This is a genomic window from Glutamicibacter uratoxydans (assembly GCF_050753455.1).
Lineage (GTDB): Bacteria > Actinomycetota > Actinomycetes > Actinomycetales > Micrococcaceae > Glutamicibacter > Glutamicibacter uratoxydans_A.
The window spans coordinates 1,553,954-1,571,023 of sequence record NZ_CP192736.1; the positions used below are offsets into that span (position 1 = coordinate 1,553,954).

The window sequence follows — 17,070 nt, forward strand, 5'->3', positions numbered from 1 at the left end:
ACAGGTCTAACCCGAGGTACTTATGGGCAGTTATTACTCGGCTTAGGCATGGCTTTCTGGAGCGGATTAACCTCCTGGAAACACAAACGATCATTGACTGTTACGTATGCCCCCGCTTTGTCATACTCCCGTAACGAAATCTACGTATGACTCGAAACATCCGAGGTCAAAGATGGATACAGCAGGGGTTGTCCCAAGGAAGCGCCATCCCCGCACAGGAAAATACTGAACGCAGTAATGAGGGGAAGAAGGCTGAGATGGAACTAACTACAGCCAGCCTATGGGTTTTGATTGCCGGCGCGTTAGTGCTGCTAATGACCCCGGCGCTGGGATTGTTTTACGGAGGAATGACACGTTCCACCGGCGTCGTGAATATGATGCTGATGAGTTTTTCGGCCGCCGCGATCACTGCGGTGGTCTGGGTGCTCTGGGGGTATTCGCTCTCAGCTGGCCAGCCGGCCATCGCCGGGTTGATCGGCAATCCGCTCAGCGACTTCGGGCTAGCGCAGACCGATCCGGCGGATCTTTTGGACGTTGGTTTCGCCGGGGCGTTTGCGATGATCGCAGTAGCAATTATTTCCGGGGCAATCGCTGACCGTAGCCGCTTTGGGGCCTGGCTCGTTTTCGTGCCGGTTTGGGTTTCTCTGGTCTATGCACCGATCGCCTTCTGGATCTGGGGCGGCGGAATGCTCAGCGCTGAGGGGGTGCTTGGCGGATACTTCGGCGAAGCCATTGACTTTGCTGGTGGCGCGGTGATTCACACCAACGCCGGTGTGGCGGCGCTGGTGTTGGCACTGAAGCTCGGCCAGCGTCACAACTTCCATGATCGTCCACAGCCCCACAACACCCCGTTGGTTATGCTCGGTGCGGCCTTGCTTTGGTTCGGTTGGTTTGGGTTCAACGCTGGTGCCGCCACCACTGTTGAACAGGCCGGGTTGATTTGGGTCAATACTCTGGCAGCCCCCGCCGCCGCGGTTCTGGGATGGATCCTGGTTGAGAAGGTTCGGGGTAACCGGCCATCTTCGGTGGGTGTGGCTTCGGGTCTGGTCGCCGGACTGGTGGCCATCACCCCCGCTTGCGCCAATGTGGCTCCGTGGGCGGCACTGGTCTTGGGGCTTATTAGCGGCGCCGCCGCCGCCTGGGCGGTGGGTCTGAAATGGAAACTCGGCTATGACGACTCGCTGGACGTGGTCGGGGTGCACCTCGTAGCCGGACTGGTGGGCACCCTCGCCTTGGGGTTCATCGCCTTGCCAAGTGAGGAAACCGCTGGTGGCCTATTCTACGGTGGCGGATTCGCACTGCTGATCTCCCAGCTGGTGGCTTGCACCGTGGTGATCATTTTCTCCGCCGTGGTCACTTGGGTGATTGCCAGTGTTGTCGACAAGATCATTCCATGGCGTGTGGCTAGCGACATTGAAGTAGCCGGAATCGATGTTGCCGAACATCAAGAATCTGGTTACCAGCTGATTCGCTAACTGGTTCCGCAGAATCTTAGCGAGTGTCTGGGGCTACCTGCACAGTGGTTGGTGCAGGTAGCCCCAGAGTCGTTTGGCCGGTGCCATCCGCGCACATTTCTAACAGTGGGAAAGATCAGCTGCCGTTGATCAAGTGCTGGCTTGGGTCATATACCCATGCTGGAGCATTGCGTCCGGGCCGGAAACTGGAAATCGATGGCTCGTTCGGGATCCAGAACCGCCACGGGAATTCGGTACTGCCGGCCACCCCGGCCACTCCGACACGGGGACCGCGTGCCACGCGTTCCGGTGGCTGTGATGGGAGCTGGATGTCGAAGGGGTCGGCAAACAAACTCAGCCCATCATGAGTATCGCGAGTGATCCCCAAAGCCTTGCCCAAGTTACCCGGTCCGCGCGCCAATTGTGCATCCGAGATGGTGGATCTGCGTGGCGGATTTGTCGGTTCTGTTGCCACCGAGCGGCGTTGTCTGGCTAAGTCGATTCCTTGGACTACTTCACCGGCGCGGATCAGGACGGCTGAGGCTATTGATTCGGGGGAGCACACCAGATTCAGGGCAAAGTGGATTCCATAGCTCAGATAGACGTAGGCATGCCCCGGTGGGCCGAACATTGAGGCATTACGTGGGGTTTTGCGGTCCTTAGAGTGCGCGCCCGGATCGTAGGGGCCTTCGGTACCCAAGCCGTGATACGCCTCGACCTCGGTGATCCGCACCGTCACCTGACCTTGCGGCGAGTTCACGCCTAATAGACCGCCCAGTAAGCGTGGTGCTACGTCCAAAGCAGGGGAGAGAAACAGCTGCGAATCCATGTCCTCAGTATCTCAACAGCCTTGCTGAAGGCCTACCGTAAATGTGATTTTACGGTGAGTTCTGTAGCGAAGCGGCGAATCCGGCAATGCGGGGGATGGATTATTGATATTCTTGTATGTTGAGTCCTGTGCGTTTTGATGACGCACCACACGACCTACCGAAAGAAGTGCCCGGCACGTGTTTAATTCACTTTCCGATCGCCTGACATCCACCTTCAAGAACCTGCGTGGCAAGGGTAAGCTCTCCGAGGCTGACATTGATGGTACAGTCCGCGAGATTCGCCGCGCCCTGCTTGATGCTGACGTAGCCGTCCCGGTGGTGCGCGCCTTCGTTGCCCAGATTAAGGAACGTGCGCTGGGTGCCGAAGTTTCCGAGGCCTTGAACCCGGGCCAACAGGTCGTCAAGATCGTTAACGAGGAACTGGTAGGCATCCTCGGTGGGGAAACCCGCCGGATCAATCTGGCAAAGACCCCTCCCACGGTGATTATGCTCGCTGGTCTGCAGGGTGCCGGTAAGACCACGCTGGCCGGTAAGTTGGCTAAGCACCTGAAGTCCGAAGGGCACACCCCGATGCTGGTGGCCTGTGACTTGCAGCGCCCGAATGCGGTCAAGCAGCTGCAGATCAACGGTGAACGCGCCGGCGTTCCGGTGTATGCCCCACACCCGGGTGTGTCCAGTGAATTCGACACCCCAACCGGTGATCCGGTAGCCGTAGCCCGTGATGGTGTGGCTGAGGCCAAAGCTAAGCTGCACGACGTCGTGATTGTGGATACCGCTGGTCGTTTGGGTGTGGACACCGAAATGATGGCTCAGGCCGCGAATATTCGTGCCGCCATTGATCCGGATGAAGTGCTGTTCGTCATCGATGCGATGATCGGTCAGGACGCCGTCAATACCGCTCAGGCATTCCATGAGGGCGTGGACTTCACCGGCGTGGTGCTCTCCAAGCTTGATGGTGACGCACGCGGTGGTGCCGCCCTCTCGGTGGCTTCGGTGACCGGTAAGCCGGTCATGTTTGCGTCGACCGGTGAAAATCTGGACGATTTCGAAATCTTCCACCCGGATCGTATGGCCAGCCGAATTCTGGACATGGGCGACATTATGACGCTCATCGAACAGGCCGAGAAGAACTGGGACAAGGGCGAAGCCGAGCGGATGGCGAAGAAGTTCGCCGACCAAGAAGACTTCACGCTGGATGACTTCCTGGCGCAAATGGCCCAGATCAAGAAGATGGGATCGATGAAGAAGCTGCTGGGCATGATGCCCGGTACGCAGATCTCCCGTCAGCAGTTGGAACAGTTTGATGAGCGTCAGATCGACCGGGTTGAGGCGATCGTCCGCTCCATGACCCCGCACGAGCGCAACGCTCCGAAGATCATCAATGGTTCGCGCCGTGCCCGTATTGCTAAGGGCTCCGGCGTATCGGTCTCCGAGGTCAACCAGATGTTGGAACGGTTCACCGAAGCGCAGAAGATGATGAAGAAGATGGCTTCCGGAGGCGGAATGCCAGGCATGCCAGGCTCCGGTCGCGGAGCGGCACGCAAGGCGAAGGCCAAGGGCAAGGGCAAGAAGCAGGTCAAGTACGGCAATCCTGCCAAGGCTGCTCAGGCCGAGTTGGAAGCTAAAAACAAGAAGACTAGCGCTCCAGCCGGTGCGGCCTTCGGCAAGGGCGGGGTTCCGGAGGACTTTGATCCGTCGAGCCTGAACCTGCCCGCAGGGTTTGAGAAGTACCTCGGGAAGTAACCGGGTCAACAAAAACTGAGGGTGCTGATCCGTCACGGATCAGCACCCTCAGTCTTTGTGCCATTGAGCAGGGGACCCCTCGGCTGTTGCTACTGCGCCGATTCTTCCTCGTTCTTGGTAGCCGCCCGTTCTTGCACGATCGCCTCGGCCACACTGGAGACATCGGCAGCGAAGGCATAGAGCTTGGAATCGTTCAGGTGGACCCACCAGCGTCCGCAGAGATTGGTGGTTTTCTCTTCGGTCCCTTCAGGCCACCAGTCAGCCTCTAGGGTGCGGAAGGTGACGAATTCTTGCGGATCCATGTCTTCGGTCCGCGGATCACTGGCATAGGCTTTGGCCAGTTCTTCGTCCGTGGGCTGCCCGACTGTGTCGATCGCGGGACATTCGGCGGGTATCTGCCCGGCGTAGTCCATGATAAAGATCCGCTCATGGCCGGTGCTGCGCTGTTCGAGCTTCACATTGCTTCCACCGGCAGGCACCCACTGCGGCAGCAAACCGGAGCTCACTCCTTCTTCGGAGGTTTTGGCCGACTTGGAGGCCGATGCCTCGTATTTGTTACTCATCGAGTCAGCCAGCGTGCACCCGGTCAGGGTCAGTGCCAGGGGAAGGGCTAAAACAACAGTGGAGAAGAGCTTGGTTTTCATCATGCTTCCAGCCTAGAAATTTACCTGCTCTGCCGCGTCGGGCCGAGGCAGTAACTTCCTTGGGCTCTTTTCCACCCGTGGCATGAACTTCAGCGTACTCAGCTCTGACTCTGGTCTGGGTTTTCGAGCCGTAGCAGGCAGAGGAACCGGGTGCGTGGTGGATTAGGAGCCGCGTAGGCTGGGGAAATCGGTATCCCGGTATTCGTTGGCTGGCGGGTTTCCCTCCCGGTGTGCTTCGTGCTCGTTGTGTCGCAGTTCCACCCGGCGGATCTTTCCGGAAATGGTTTTGGGGAGGTCTGAGAATTCCAACCGCCGAATTCGCTTATACGGTGCTAAATGTTCCCGGCAGTACCCGAGGATGGATTCGGCGACCTCGGCGCTGGGTGCGTAGTTTTCGGCCAGAATCACGAAGGCCTTGGGTACGGTGAGACGCATGGGATCTGGGGCGGGCACCACAGCGGCTTCGGCCACCGCTGGGTGCTCTAGTATTACTGATTCTAGTTCGAAGGGGCTGAGCTTGTAGTCGCTGGATTTGAACACATCATCGGCCCGCCCTACATAGGTCAATACCCCGTGTTCATCTCGTTCGGCGATATCTCCGGTGCGGTAAAAACCGTCGCGAGTGGCCTCTTGAGTGGTCTGCGGATCTTGGAAATACCCCTTCATCAACCCTACGGGTCGTGGGTCCAGCCGAAGACAAATTTCGCCCAGCTCGGCAGGTTCTCCGGTATTCGGATCAAGCAGCTCCACCTCATAGCCGGGCATTGGGCGGCCCATCGCACCGATGGTGATGCGTTCCCCGGGAGGGTTCGCCACCTGTACGGTGGTTTCGGTCTGCCCGTACCCATCGCGAATCATCTGCCCCCAGGCCCGGTGTACTTGGTCGATTACCTCGGCATTCAATGGTTCACCTGCCGACACCAGTTTGCGGGGTGGATTTTTCAGCTGGCTGAGGTCGGCTTGGATCAGGTAGCGCCAAACCGTGGGTGGGGCACAGAAACTGGTGACCGCTTCGCGGTCCATCTGTTGCATCAGTGCTTTCGCATCGAATCGCTCATAGTTGTAAACAAAGATGGTCGCTTCGGCAATCCACGGGGCAAAGAAATTCGACCAGGCGTGTTTACCCCAGCCCGGGGAAGCCACATTCAGGTGCACGTCGCCGGGCTCTAATCCGATCCAATACATGGTGGCCAAATGCCCAACCGGGTACGAGACCTGGGTGTGCTGCACGAGCTTGGCACGTGAGGTGGTTCCCGAGGTGAAGTACAACAGCAGATTTTCATCCGCTGCGGTGGGTTCAGCCAACTGGAAAGCAGGCTCGGCATACCGCGATTGCGCATAATCTAGGGTCTCACCGCTTGTTTCTCCGCCGACCTGCACCAGACGATAGTCACCTGGCACCTGAGCGAACTTCGGGATTTGCTCCGCATTGCTGATAACCCAATTCGCTTGACCTCGTTCAATGCGATCTGCTAGGTCAACCCCGGTCAGCTGGGTGGTGGAAGGGATCAGCACGGCGCTCAATTTCATTCCGGCCAACATGACTTCCCACAGGGCAATCTCATTACCCAACATCACGATCATCGTGTCCAAGCGTTTGAAACCTTGATCGCTGAACCAGCGGGCCACCTGCGCGGACCGCTGAGAAAGCTCAGCCCACGTGTACCGGACACTGTGACCATCGGTTTCGGTGATAATCAGGGCCTCAGTATCTGCGCGGCGAGGATCCTGGGCGATCTGATCAAACCAGTCATAAGCGAAGTTGAAGTCGGTGAACTCGGGCCAACTGAACTCCCGCCGTGCCCGCGAGTAGTCTTCTCGGGCATCCAATAGCATGTCGCGGGCCGCGCGAAATTTCTCGAAATTCGTTGACATGGTCTGATCCTTTTCCCGCAGTTTGAAGAAAACCCGACATCGCAGGCAGCTGATTCTGTTGCCAATATACGCTGCTGACCACTTTTGGCGAAGTGTTGCGTCAATCTGCGGGTTCGAGTTGAGTTTTCCCGACAATCTGTTCAAATTCGGTTGTCGTGGGGGAGGTGAGCTGCCCGGAAAGGGGGAGTTGTTTCTTGAGCCCTGAGAGGTACCGCGTGTGCGGTCTTGGCGTATTTATCCCTCCAAGGGGTGATGCCTCCGCCGCGTTGTGCCCCGTAGGATGAGCAATAGGTGAGATTTTCTCCAACGAAAGAAGTCTATGACTACCGAAGAATTCAACGTCCTCTCCTTGGAGTTTCATTTTCGTGGACAGCACAGTGATGCCGACCAGCGGGTTTTTGAGGCGCTCAGTGCCCTGAACCTAGTGGGGTATTGCGGTAGCGGCGAAGTGTGGGAACAGACGACCCTGGTGAGCGCGGAACTGAGCATTGATGAATATGAGGTGCCGCTGACTGCTGATGCTGCCGGCGAGCTCTCGTTCACCTCGCTGAAGCCCGCTGAACTTGGTGAGGCCTTGCTTCAGGCCAGTGGCGCCGAAGCCATCTACTTTGACGGTGATTTGGTCAGCGGAACGGGTCTCGGGTTAGAAGACGACTCGATCCATGGCGAGTTGCCAGTGGGGCTCACCCCGCAGGTGATCGCAGGACCACGTGTGCCACGCAGCGAATTGGCGCTTTCTGCCATGGGTCACGGCGGTGGCTGGAGAGTCCGCGAGGATGCCCAGGGCATGCTGGCGGTTCGAACTGGCGCGCCCGTGGAACTGACGCTCAACCGCAAGATGGTTCCGGCGCTGGAACTGACCCGGCATGATGCGATGTATCACATCCAGCTTCATGCTCGCAGGGGTGCCCTGAACATCGAGGGTAGTGCCGCCGTCGAATACTGGATGCCGGTGGGTGACCGCCCGGTCCCAGCAGTCGCCGCTGGCAGCCCGGCAGCTAAGTTACAGCAAGACCTAGGACTCTGGCTCAAGGGCGTGGATCAAGATGATCTAGACCAGTTGGCAGAGCTGTGGCCCGAGGCTGTTGCGCCATTGCAAACTTTGAGTGCCGAACGTGATGAGCATGCCTTGCGTGACTTCGTTCAGGCACTGGGTTTGCCCGAGGAGATGGTTGATTTAGCCAACGGGGAGCCGATCCCAGAGGAGTTTGAGCACCTGCGTGCAGGGCTGGTCACCGGGCTGAACCTCGCGGTGGACGAAGAAATCGATTCGGCGCGGGGAGTAATGAAGCTGGTCTACCGCACTGGCTGGAGCCCCACCGCGCTCATTTCTTCCTCACTGGGCGTCCTTGTTGCTGGGTACGCGGCCAACCGGTGGATGAAATCAATCGGAAAGCCCGGAACCGGATGGCGACGAACCATTATGTTCTTCTGGTACTCCGACGCGATCTACTATCTGGCGCGCGGAATCCGTGACGTACTAGGCAAAAGAATCAAGGGTTAGCCAAGCCAAGAGAAGTACGAAAGGCCTCACCCCGGGGCTAGTAGTTTTTAGCTCTGGGTATCGGTATCGGGTGTGGCGTGAACTCGCCGCCACAGATCACGCATTCGGTGCCGCGCTGGGCCCAGTGTCTTGGAGAGGTGCACTTCAAGGGACGGGAAGATGTTCAGTAGTATCTTCAACGCTGGGGCAGCGTATCCTTCACCGACGGAGCCTTTGGCGGTTCCCTTGCGAAAGAGCGGGTGCAACCAAATCCATTCCAGTATCGGTTCATCGCTCTGGTATCCGGAGATTTCCATGGCTCCGATGGCCACACTCTTGGATCCCTGGTGTTTTTCGGGATGCAGAATCAGGAAATACTTACGTCCGGGATAAGTGATCTGCACACCGAAGCCATAACTCGTTTCGTGAAACCAGTAGCGCATAAAAGACTCCACCACTGCGAGCTGCCGAGTGGTTGTAGCTTCCAGAATGAGGCCAGGAGGAACTTTCCCGTGGTCAACAATCTGCGGTGCCAACGAGTAATTCTCGACGAAGCTCTTTAAAGTCTCCATGCTTCGAGTATGCACGATGCGCCCCTTGATCTATCGGACAAATCCGCGTCACCGGCGCGTTGTTTCCCAAGATTGACAATTTTTACTCTGGGCCCGCTGAAATACCGTCAAGAGGTTCGCGCCTATCAGTTCATCGTGCCGACGAACAGTGTTTGGTTGATAGGAATGCTAACTCTCTCGACAAGAACCGTCGATGTGCAGCATAGCTACCAAATTCTCGCTACACGCAAGGTGCAGAAGAAATGATGGAGGTATTGCCTTTTACTCCGGGCATTCGGAGCAGCTGCTTAGCATGGGCGCCAGGTCTTGCCACCAGGAGCGTAGCAGCGTGGTCCGGTGTAATTCGATTTGGTCTTCTTTGGAGTGCTCTTCTGCTTCGATTTGCGGGGCGCGATCGGCGTGGACTTTTTCTGTTTTTGTTTCTTGGCCCGGTTTTGCTCAGCAATGGCGGCCTGCCGCTGTTCTTCCTGCTTGCGCGCTTCTGCTTCCCGCTCTAGACGCTCAGCTTCTGCTTCCCGCTCTAGACGCTCAGCTTCTGCCTTTGCCTTGCGTTCTGCTTCTAGTCGCGCCTCTTCGGCTTGGATCAACTTCTCCTGTTGGTCCAGATGGGAACGTTCCGTGGATTCTACGGTTTCCATCGCTGTAGTCAGTCGAGCCGCTGATCCAGTAAAACGATTAGTTAGTAAAGTATGTGTCACTGGGTGACCATCTGGGGTGAGTGCTTCCATCGCTGACTTTGCGCCATAGCCTATGACTAAGGCTGCTGCGGCTTGGCCGGCAAGGGAGCCAGCTTCATCAATATCGTCACTAAGTTCGTGTGAGACATTATCCAAGGCTTGATAGGCTTCTTCGAACTGAGCAGGAAGCGTGCACTCAATCTGAGGACTGAACAGTCCGCGAGCGTTAGTACTGGCCGATTGCTCAGCGGCCAGAACCTCGTCGTAGAACCTAACATTCGGTTCGTACTTCACTGCGATTCCGAATCCGGCTGCGGCAATATCGGCGTTGACTAGACTGTCGTCCTTGTACACTCCAGCAAGTGTGCGTCCGTAACGATCTGTTCGCTCAATATCGTATTCAAGCTCGACTTCGTCGCCTGGGGCTAGCAGGGTTTTGAGGTACTCGGTAGCCTCTGGCCCGAGGCATTCAATCGCCTTGTTGGGATCCACACTTTCGGGGGTGTCGATATTTAATAGACGAACCCGCGTTTCGTTTCCTGCGATTCGCATATCCACGGTGTCACCGTCGATAATCCGCATGACAATTCCGCGTGAATCATTGGACGGCAGAAAAGAACAACCTGTTCCGGTAATTAGCAAAGCCAACGAGGCCAGTGTGACGATCAGCTTATTTTTAATTTTCATCGAGCACGGACTACTTTCCCCAAGTTCTGCGAGTGATTTGTTGAGTGACCTCAGCACCAATTGAACGACTGACTAGTTTAAAGTTCAACTTAGATCCGATTGTGACGGCCTGTTCGTGCAGTAATGTAGGCCTCCGTAGGTTTATGCTTGAAGCTTCAACTAAATTCTGCTAGGCTTGAAAGCAATCAGGAACTAGCGGAAAGAGGATGACAATGACCACCATCGCCGAAGATAAACTCACCGACCAACTCACCATGAATGCTGTGCAGTTGAAGGTGGGTGACATGAAAACTATGTCCACCTACTATCAGCAGGCTTTGGGCCTTGATGTCCTCTCGGAAAACGCCGAAGGTACTGTGCTGGGACGTGGCAACACGGAACTAATCAACCTGAAAAACGCCGCGGGACTCAAGCTACCTGCGCAGGGTGAAGCTGGACTGTTCCACACCGCGTTGCTGTTCGACAATCAGTCGGACCTGGCCGCCACCGTCTATGCGGCTGCACGCTTTGATCAGACACGCTTCGTTGGTTCCAGCGATCACCTGGTGTCCGAGGCTTTCTACTTCACTGACCCGGAAGGCAACGGTATCGAGCTGTACTGGGACCGCCCACGCGATCAGTGGCAGTGGACGAATGGTGAAGTAGCCATGGACACCATCTACCTCGATCCGAATAAATACTTGAATACCCACTTGAGTGAAGCCGCGGTCTCCAATCTCACTAGCTCCAACGCTGGAGTGGGACACGTGCACCTGCAGGTAGGCGATGTGGCTACCGCCCACCAGTTCTACGTGCAGACACTTGGCTTTGATGCCACCGCAACCTTGGGGAATACCGCGCTCTTCGTGTCCGCCGGTGGCTACCACCACCATATGGCCATGAACGTGTGGAATTCGCGCGGTGCCGGCCCACGCAAGGACACCTTAGGGTTGGGCGAGGTGTTGATCAATGTGCCTACCGCGGACGAGCTGGGCAAGATTGCCGCACGCCTTGATCACGCTAAGGTGGCGAATCACCACACGGGTGCGGAACTACGTTTCCTTGATCCATGGAACAACGCCTTGCGCGTGGCCGTGAACTAACCCTCCGGTGTGCTTGAGGGGTCCTGGGGTGGGTCGACCGTGACGTCCTTGAGCTGGGTGAAGGACGTCATTAAGGTCTTCAGCTGCGCGTATTCCTCAGTCTCCAGGTAAGCGCGCATGCGCTGCGTGCCGTGGAGATTCGGATCTACACTGGTCAGCTCGTCATCCGGGCCGATTTTTCGTTCGAAACTGGCACTGCCACCCTGATAGTTAAAGGCGGTGGACTGTGGCTGAAACTCGGCCTGTTGATCGGGGCTAACTTCAGTCAACGCGATCAGGGCAGTATCCGGGTTTGCGGAGGCAGAAATGAACGCGAAATGTGGTCCCTCGGTGGAATCCAGGCTACTGCCGTCGAGGAGGATATTATTCTCCGGAATGCTCGGCAGAGCGTTCTCGGCGAGAGAGTCCGCTCCGGTGCGCAATGTGGCCATAAGCTGACCCTCGGAATTCAGGAATTCCACACTGGTGGCCGATTCCTGATTGTACTGAAAGTACACCGGTTCAATCTCACGCATGCTCCAATCCTGCGGCAGGTCTACCGAGAAATAGCCATTAGCTAGCTCAACACTGTCAGCAGCGACCGTGGATTGCGCATCCTGATCTTGCTGTTCGTGAACGCCCTGACTCTGCGATTCTTCTGAGTCTAGGCTTGCCGCGGAACAGCCCGCCGCGAGCATTGTGAAAACCAAAACGCCGACAAGCGTGGTGCGTGAACGTGAGATAGAGGGCATCGTGACCTTTCGTTGGCTCAGCTAATCCGTCATAGACCGCACCGCGACGTGGGTAAATTGTCGATGAAACGATCCACATCGGTCACCCCGGATTAGTTCGAATCTATGTCAACCCTACGTGGTGACGTTGATTCAGAGATCCTCTTCTGAAAAGCGTCAAGGAAACTATGATCAGCCTTGCGGCTAATCCGAAGAATCTAGCGCACCGCGAAGAAGTCCAGTTGGACCGCCGTGGGAAGTCTGCGTCCCGAACCGATAAATACGGTGTCGTTAACCCACGCAAAAGGGTTGTCCGCCGCAGTCGTTATTCTCGGGCTAAAGCGAAAGTAAATCCGGTCTGGATGAACTGGTTCACCGCTAACCAACCTGGCTAGGTCCTCAGCAGCACCCGTACGCAGCGCAAGATTGTCAACGAACAGACGACTTCCGTCTTCGGCCTCTAGTACGTACACCGCGTGCAGGTATGCGGTGGTTTTACTGGGGTAGAGCTGGAAATCGGCTCCAGCGTCGAGCACGCGTCCAGTCCACCCTGCACCGTGCACCTTTCCGCCGCGGATCGGAACGACTGTGCGCATTCCATCGATGGTTTGCCCGATGTCGATGGGCGGATCAACCTCCACGGTGACGGAGGCAAAGAATTCAAGCTCTGGGGGTGTGGGCATCTGATGCATGGGACCAGCCTAATCGCCGGCCCGAGGTGGGCGCTGCATGATCTGAGCCCAAACCCAGGTGCCCGCTACGGGCGGGTTAAGGCTAGACGCAACCCGAAACCGATCAGCACGGTACCGGTGATCCGGTCCATGATGCTCACGGCCTTGGAGCTGCGCAACCAACGGCTAGCCAGGCTTGCACCCCAAATCAACACGCTGGCCCACACTAGGGTGAGCAGCACATGTACCGCAGCTAAACCCGCACCCATGAATAGGGCGTTAGCTTCCGGGGGAGTGAACTGCGGGATCACCGCCAAATAGAACACCCCGATTTTCGGGTTGAGCAAGTTTGTCAGTAACCCCATGCCAAAGACGCGTGACTTCTTGCCCGGCACATCCAGCACTACCGTGTCAGTCGAGCCGCGGCGCAAACTGCGATAAATCATCTGGGCACCCAGGAAAATGAGGTAGCCGGCACCCGCATACGTCAACAGCTGGTAAGCCAGCTGGGAGGCAGCAAGGATGGCAGAAGCGCCAGCGGCTGCAATAATTCCCCAGACGAGCACGCCAGTACAGATTCCCGCGGCTGCCAAGAAAGCCTCAGTTCGTGAGCGTGCCACAGCCGTGCGCAAAATGAGTGCGGTATCCACTCCGGGAACCAGAGCCATCAGTCCAGCAACGAGTGCGAAGGACAGTAGGGCCGTGAGAACAGACATGACTCAAGGATAAAGCCGAATGAACCGCGTAGCGGAATGGCGCGTCACTTAGTCCAGCGGTCTAGGCGCGCTTGAGTAACATTGCAATCGCTTGGCCGCCACCGATACACAGGCTAATGACCGCGTAGGTGAGATCTTTGCGTTGTAATTCCATGGCCGCACGCAACGTCAGAATCGCCCCGGTGGCTCCCACCGGATGTCCCAAAGCAATGGCTCCACCATAGGGATTGACCCGTTCGGGGATCAGTTCGGCATCGCGAATCACGGCCAACGCCTGTGACGCAAAGGCCTCGTTGAGTTCCAGCACGTCAATATCCGCGGGTTGCAGACCGGTTTCGTCAAAAAGTTTTCGTAGTGCAAAGGTGGGGGCATAGCCCATATACGCCGGATCCATCGCCGTAACCGTCACCTTTTCAATGGTGGCAAGGCTGCGAAGACCATGGGATTTAACCCATGACTGCCGAGCCAAGACCAAGGCCGCCGCCCCATCGTTGACGCCCGAAGAGTTTCCGGCGGTCACCGAACCTTGCGGATCAAAAACGGGTTTTAGCTCCGCCAAAGACTGAAGCGTGACCGAGGCACGGGGATGCTCATCGATGTCTTGCTGAGCCGAACCACTGAGTGATTGATCCACAATCTCTTCAGAGAAGACCGCACGCGCGGTTGCTGCGGTCGCCAGCTGTTGCGAACGGAGCGCGAAAACGTCCTGCTCCTGACGACTGATCTGGTACTTCGCCGCCACATTTTCCGCGGTGGTACCCATATGCCGATTGCTAAAGGGATCAGTCAGCATGGCCAGGGTTCCATCCAAGAGTTTGCGGTGCCCCAGTTTTCGCCCGGACGCTGCAGAGTAATCTAGATAGGGCATATTCGTCATGGATTCGTTGCCTCCGGCCACCACCACTTCGGTGGCGCCAAAAGCTAGGGACTGTGCGCCGCTGAAAACCGCCTGGACCCCTGAGCCGCAGAGCCGATTGACGTTGAACGCGGTTGTCGATTCCGCTAAACCCGCCGCGAGTGCAACGCGCCGTGCGTTATAGGACTCGGGGCCAACCTGACCGATGCAGCCCATGATGACCTCATTGATCGCATCTTTAGGTACCCCACTGCGCTGTACCGCTCCGGTCGCCGCTGCGGCACCCAAATCAGTGGTCGATAGATCCTTATATAAACCGTTGAAGCGCCCCACCGCGGTTCGTGCTCCGGCGATGATGGTGATTTTGTCATTATTGATCATCTGCTTCTCCTGCACTGGTGACGATTCTGGCTGCCAGTCTACGGGTTAGTACTCCTAAAATCGCCCGGTCGGTGCGCGCATTTACCTCGGGAACGCAGTAGAGGACCAAAGCCTGCTGCCCTTGGCTAGAATCATCTTGAGCCGAAATCTGTGATGCGCTAATCGCGCGGAGTCGTGAATAGCGGATTTCCCCCGCGCTGCGGTGCGGATCTGCACCAGCACAGTTATGCAGGACACAAGCCAACAAGTTGGTTTATATTCACCCGCTCTGGCATAATTGCAGGGTACTCGATTTGATGTGGCCCCTCTCTCCATGTCAGGTCCTGTCCTTAGAGCTGACCTAGTATGGCTTGCCCCACAAGCGCAAAACCGTTGGCTCGACCATGTTGAGAAAACAGGAGTGACCACAAAAGTGGCCGTTAAAATTCGTTTGAAGCGCTTCGGTAAGATGCGCGCCCCTCACTACCGTGTGATCGTCATCGACTCGCGTGCCAAGCGCGATGGCCGTGCGATTGAAGAGATCGGTCTGTACCACCCAACCGAGAACCCATCGCTGATCAAGATCGATTCCGATCGCGCTCAGTACTGGCTGTCGGTAGGCGCTCAGCCAACCGAGCAGGTTCACGCACTGCTGAAGATCACCGGTGACTGGCAGAAGTTCAAGGGCATCGAAGGCCAGGAAGGCACCTTGAAGGTTGCCGAGCCTAAGCCTGAGTTCGTTGCTCCACAGAAGGGTTCGGTTATCCTTCCAGAAGCCGTCACCAAGAAGGCTGAGAAGCCAGCCGAGGCCGAAGCCGAAGCTGCTGAAGCCACCGAGGCTGAGTAACAATGCTCGCAGATGCGCTTGATCATCTGGTGCGTGGCGTGGTTGACGAGCCGGAAGATGTCAGGGTTGCCCTGAAATCTAACCGGCGCGGCGACCTGCTTGAGGTTCGTGTTCATCCCGACGATCTTGGCCGAGTCATCGGTCGACAGGGACGCACCGCCCGGGCACTACGTACCGTGATGGCTGCGCTGGCCAACGAGCCGATTCGTGTCGATGTCATTGACACCGACCGTCGTCGTTAGTCGCGAAACTTTGGGGTTATGCGCAAGATAACTCCGCATGAGAAGGGGTTCCCGCCACAACAGGTGGGGACCCCTTCGCATTTGCCCACTGAGAATCAGTAAGGCGCGAGGCCCGGATCACCCGACCAGCCGCGCCGATGCGGTATTGGCTCCGCATAGAATATTGCTCAGTACCCTACAGACCACCTCTTCTAAGGAGAATGATCACCTCATCATGCGTATGCAGGTAGCACGAATCGGCAAGCCACATGGCATCCGCGGCGAAGTGACTGTGCAGGTATTGACTGATGCTCCCGAGGAGCGTTTTGTTCAGGGCGCGGTATTTCACGTGGTTGACGGGCCGGTTCAGCAGTTGACCATCAAGAACGCGCGCTGGAATAAGGCAATCTTGTTGCTCTCCTTCGAGGAGATCGCGGACCGTAACGCCGCTGAAACCCTGCGTCAGGCCCGGTTGGAATTCGACACCGAGGATGAGGTGGATGAGGATGATGACCAGTGGTACGAGCATGAGCTGGTAGACCTCAAGGTTCTGCTCGATGGCCAGCAGGTCGGTGTGATCACCGAACTGCGCACCGGCACGGCTCAGGACCTTCTCGTTTTTGAGGCCCCGGACGGGGAGGAAGTTTACTTGCCTTTCGTGGAAGAGTTCGTCCCGGAAATCGACATTGAAGCCGGAACCATGACCATCACCCCGCCGGCCGGTTTGTTGGAGATTAACCGCGAAGAAGCCGGGGAGTAATCCGCCGATGCGTATCGACGTTATTTCGATCTTCCCCGAATACCTGGCACCTTTAGATCTGTCGCTGATCGGCAAAGCTCGCACTCAGGGGTTATTGAACCTGAATGTCACGAACTTGCGTGATTACACCTTTGATCGTCACCACAAGGTGGATGACACACCATACGGCGGGGGAGCCGGCATGGTGATGATGCCCGAGCCTTGGGGTCTGGCGCTGGATGCGGTGCGTGAGGCAGAAGGCAGCAGCGCGCGACCAACTCTCATTGTGCCCTCCCCAGCCGGTGCCGTGTTCGATCAACAGATGGCGTACGAGTTGGCTGAGGAAGATCAGCTGGTTTTTGCCTGCGGACGCTATGAAGGTATCGACGAGCGCGTCATCGACTACGCCCACGAACACTTCAACGTCATCCCGGTTTCCATCGGGGACTATGTGCTTAACGGGGGAGAGGTCGCCGTCTTAGTGATGGTTGAAGCCATCGCTCGACTGATTCCCGGGGTCATCGGAAACCCGGAATCACTCGTTGAAGAATCCCATTCCGACATTTTGCTTGAATACCCGGTCTACACAAAACCGGCACAATGGCGCGGACGCGAGGTGCCCGAAGTCCTGCTGGGCGGAAACCACCAGCGGGTGGCACGCTTCCGGCGCGATGAACAGATTAAACGCACCGCGACCCGTCGGCCCGATCTGATCACGCAACTGGACGTCAGTACGCTCAATCGCAAGGACCGCGATCAGCTGTGGCATGCGGGTTTTGCTCTTCAAGATGGCCAGATCATCCCTAAATCCGAACTTGACTGGGACTCCGAGTCCTAGATCACGAATGTCCATGCGGCACTGAACTGGCCTGCTAGGCAGAATCTGTGGCAAAATTGATTCTT

17 protein-coding genes are annotated in these 17,070 nt (G+C 57.0%); 8 read left to right on the forward strand and 9 right to left on the reverse strand.

Annotation, left to right across the window (positions count from 1 at the left end; all coding sequences use genetic code 11):
• Positions 1-257 precede the first annotated feature (257 nt).
• Positions 258-1,475, forward strand: a complete 1,218-nt coding sequence (locus ACQQZ8_RS07035; protein WP_431711951.1) for an ammonium transporter — start codon at positions 258-260, stop codon at positions 1,473-1,475.
• Between the two features lie 115 nt (positions 1,476-1,590).
• On the opposite strand, the gene ACQQZ8_RS07040 is transcribed toward ACQQZ8_RS07035, so the two are convergent.
• Positions 1,591-2,283, reverse strand: a complete 693-nt coding sequence (locus ACQQZ8_RS07040; RefSeq protein WP_431711952.1) for a DNA-3-methyladenine glycosylase — start codon at positions 2,281-2,283, stop codon at positions 1,591-1,593.
• 178 nt (positions 2,284-2,461) lie between these two features.
• On the opposite strand from ACQQZ8_RS07040, the gene ffh reads away from it, so the two are divergent.
• A complete protein-coding gene (gene ffh, locus ACQQZ8_RS07045; RefSeq protein ID WP_431711953.1) occupies positions 2,462-4,027 on the forward strand; it encodes a signal recognition particle protein in 1,566 nt (521 codons plus the stop codon).
• 89 nt (positions 4,028-4,116) lie between these two features.
• Here the strand turns inward: ffh and ACQQZ8_RS07050 are convergent, their stop codons facing one another.
• Both ACQQZ8_RS07050 and ACQQZ8_RS07055 read right to left on the reverse strand, forming a co-directional pair.
• Positions 4,117-4,674, reverse strand: a complete 558-nt coding sequence (locus ACQQZ8_RS07050) for a hypothetical protein (protein WP_431711954.1) — start codon at positions 4,672-4,674, stop codon at positions 4,117-4,119.
• Positions 4,675-4,833: 159 nt separating this feature from the next.
• Positions 4,834-6,546: an AMP-binding protein gene (locus tag ACQQZ8_RS07055; protein WP_431711955.1), complete on the reverse strand. Its 1,713-nt coding sequence runs from the start codon at positions 6,544-6,546 to the stop codon at positions 4,834-4,836.
• Positions 6,547-6,865: 319 nt separating this feature from the next.
• On the opposite strand from ACQQZ8_RS07055, the gene ACQQZ8_RS07060 reads away from it, so the two are divergent.
• Positions 6,866-8,050 (forward strand): hypothetical protein, encoded by a 1,185-nt coding sequence (locus tag ACQQZ8_RS07060; protein WP_431711956.1) that lies wholly within the window; start codon positions 6,866-6,868, stop codon positions 8,048-8,050.
• Between the two features lie 47 nt (positions 8,051-8,097).
• Here the strand turns inward: ACQQZ8_RS07060 and ACQQZ8_RS07065 are convergent, their stop codons facing one another.
• Positions 8,098-8,601: a hypothetical protein gene (locus ACQQZ8_RS07065; protein WP_431711957.1), complete on the reverse strand. Its 504-nt coding sequence runs from the start codon at positions 8,599-8,601 to the stop codon at positions 8,098-8,100.
• Between the two features lie 287 nt (positions 8,602-8,888).
• Entirely contained in the window at positions 8,889-9,965 is a 1,077-nt protein-coding gene (locus ACQQZ8_RS07070) for a thermonuclease family protein (protein WP_431711958.1), read from the reverse strand.
• A gap of 206 nt (positions 9,966-10,171) precedes the next feature.
• Between ACQQZ8_RS07070 and ACQQZ8_RS07075 the strand changes: the two genes are divergently transcribed.
• Complete coding sequence (locus ACQQZ8_RS07075) at positions 10,172-11,047, forward strand: VOC family protein (RefSeq protein ID WP_431711959.1); 876 nt, start codon at positions 10,172-10,174, stop codon at positions 11,045-11,047.
• On the opposite strand, the gene ACQQZ8_RS07080 is transcribed toward ACQQZ8_RS07075, so the two are convergent.
• The 4 genes from ACQQZ8_RS07080 to ACQQZ8_RS07095 all read right to left on the reverse strand — a co-directional run bounded on the left by ACQQZ8_RS07080 (position 11,044) and on the right by ACQQZ8_RS07095 (position 14,381).
• Positions 11,044-11,778: a hypothetical protein gene (locus ACQQZ8_RS07080; protein WP_431711960.1), complete on the reverse strand. Its 735-nt coding sequence runs from the start codon at positions 11,776-11,778 to the stop codon at positions 11,044-11,046. The genes ACQQZ8_RS07075 and ACQQZ8_RS07080 overlap by 4 nt on opposite strands.
• Positions 11,779-11,975: 197 nt before the next feature.
• Positions 11,976-12,449 (reverse strand): DUF3237 family protein, encoded by a 474-nt coding sequence (locus tag ACQQZ8_RS07085; RefSeq protein WP_431711961.1) that lies wholly within the window; start codon positions 12,447-12,449, stop codon positions 11,976-11,978.
• Positions 12,450-12,514: 65 nt separating this feature from the next.
• Complete coding sequence (locus tag ACQQZ8_RS07090; protein ID WP_431711962.1) at positions 12,515-13,144, reverse strand: LysE family translocator; 630 nt, start codon at positions 13,142-13,144, stop codon at positions 12,515-12,517.
• A gap of 61 nt (positions 13,145-13,205) precedes the next feature.
• Positions 13,206-14,381, reverse strand: coding sequence for a thiolase family protein (locus ACQQZ8_RS07095; RefSeq protein ID WP_431711963.1), 1,176 nt, complete (start codon positions 14,379-14,381; stop codon positions 13,206-13,208).
• Positions 14,382-14,793: 412 nt separating this feature from the next.
• On the opposite strand from ACQQZ8_RS07095, the gene rpsP reads away from it, so the two are divergent.
• From rpsP to trmD, 4 genes are all read left to right on the forward strand, one after another.
• On the forward strand, positions 14,794-15,207 hold the full coding sequence (gene rpsP / locus ACQQZ8_RS07100; RefSeq protein WP_265159261.1) for a 30S ribosomal protein S16: 414 nt from the start codon (positions 14,794-14,796) through the stop codon (positions 15,205-15,207).
• Between the two features lie 2 nt (positions 15,208-15,209).
• A complete protein-coding gene (locus ACQQZ8_RS07105) occupies positions 15,210-15,449 on the forward strand; it encodes an RNA-binding protein (protein WP_431711964.1) in 240 nt (79 codons plus the stop codon).
• Between the two features lie 214 nt (positions 15,450-15,663).
• Positions 15,664-16,188 carry a ribosome maturation factor RimM gene (rimM, locus tag ACQQZ8_RS07110; protein WP_431711965.1) on the forward strand — a complete coding sequence of 175 codons (525 nt, stop codon included), beginning with the start codon at positions 15,664-15,666 and terminating at the stop codon, positions 16,186-16,188.
• Between the two features lie 7 nt (positions 16,189-16,195).
• Entirely contained in the window at positions 16,196-17,005 is an 810-nt protein-coding gene (gene trmD, locus ACQQZ8_RS07115; RefSeq protein ID WP_431711966.1) for a tRNA (guanosine(37)-N1)-methyltransferase TrmD, read from the forward strand.
• The last annotated feature ends 65 nt before the right edge of the window (positions 17,006-17,070 follow it).

What these genes read in the sequence shown, in the direction of transcription:
- ACQQZ8_RS07035 (WP_431711951.1), top strand. Translation starts at nt 258, where the DNA reads ATGGAACTAACTACAGCCAGCCTATGGGTTTTGATTGCCGGCGCGTTA.
- ACQQZ8_RS07040 (WP_431711952.1), bottom strand. Translation starts at nt 2,283, where the DNA reads ATGGATTCGCAGCTGTTTCTCTCCCCTGCTTTGGACGTAGCACCACGC.
- ACQQZ8_RS07050 (WP_431711954.1), bottom strand. Translation starts at nt 4,674, where the DNA reads ATGATGAAAACCAAGCTCTTCTCCACTGTTGTTTTAGCCCTTCCCCTG.
- ACQQZ8_RS07055 (WP_431711955.1), bottom strand. Translation starts at nt 6,546, where the DNA reads ATGTCAACGAATTTCGAGAAATTTCGCGCGGCCCGCGACATGCTATTG.
- ACQQZ8_RS07060 (WP_431711956.1), top strand. Translation starts at nt 6,866, where the DNA reads ATGACTACCGAAGAATTCAACGTCCTCTCCTTGGAGTTTCATTTTCGT.
- ACQQZ8_RS07065 (WP_431711957.1), bottom strand. Translation starts at nt 8,601, where the DNA reads ATGGAGACTTTAAAGAGCTTCGTCGAGAATTACTCGTTGGCACCGCAG.
- ACQQZ8_RS07070 (WP_431711958.1), bottom strand. Translation starts at nt 9,965, where the DNA reads ATGAAAATTAAAAATAAGCTGATCGTCACACTGGCCTCGTTGGCTTTG.
- ACQQZ8_RS07075 (WP_431711959.1), top strand. Translation starts at nt 10,172, where the DNA reads ATGACAATGACCACCATCGCCGAAGATAAACTCACCGACCAACTCACC.
- ACQQZ8_RS07080 (WP_431711960.1), bottom strand. Translation starts at nt 11,778, where the DNA reads ATGCCCTCTATCTCACGTTCACGCACCACGCTTGTCGGCGTTTTGGTT.
- ACQQZ8_RS07085 (WP_431711961.1), bottom strand. Translation starts at nt 12,449, where the DNA reads ATGCATCAGATGCCCACACCCCCAGAGCTTGAATTCTTTGCCTCCGTC.
- ACQQZ8_RS07090 (WP_431711962.1), bottom strand. Translation starts at nt 13,144, where the DNA reads ATGTCTGTTCTCACGGCCCTACTGTCCTTCGCACTCGTTGCTGGACTG.
- ACQQZ8_RS07095 (WP_431711963.1), bottom strand. Translation starts at nt 14,381, where the DNA reads ATGATCAATAATGACAAAATCACCATCATCGCCGGAGCACGAACCGCG.
- ACQQZ8_RS07105 (WP_431711964.1), top strand. Translation starts at nt 15,210, where the DNA reads ATGCTCGCAGATGCGCTTGATCATCTGGTGCGTGGCGTGGTTGACGAG.
- rimM (WP_431711965.1), top strand. Translation starts at nt 15,664, where the DNA reads ATGCGTATGCAGGTAGCACGAATCGGCAAGCCACATGGCATCCGCGGC.
- trmD (WP_431711966.1), top strand. Translation starts at nt 16,196, where the DNA reads ATGCGTATCGACGTTATTTCGATCTTCCCCGAATACCTGGCACCTTTA.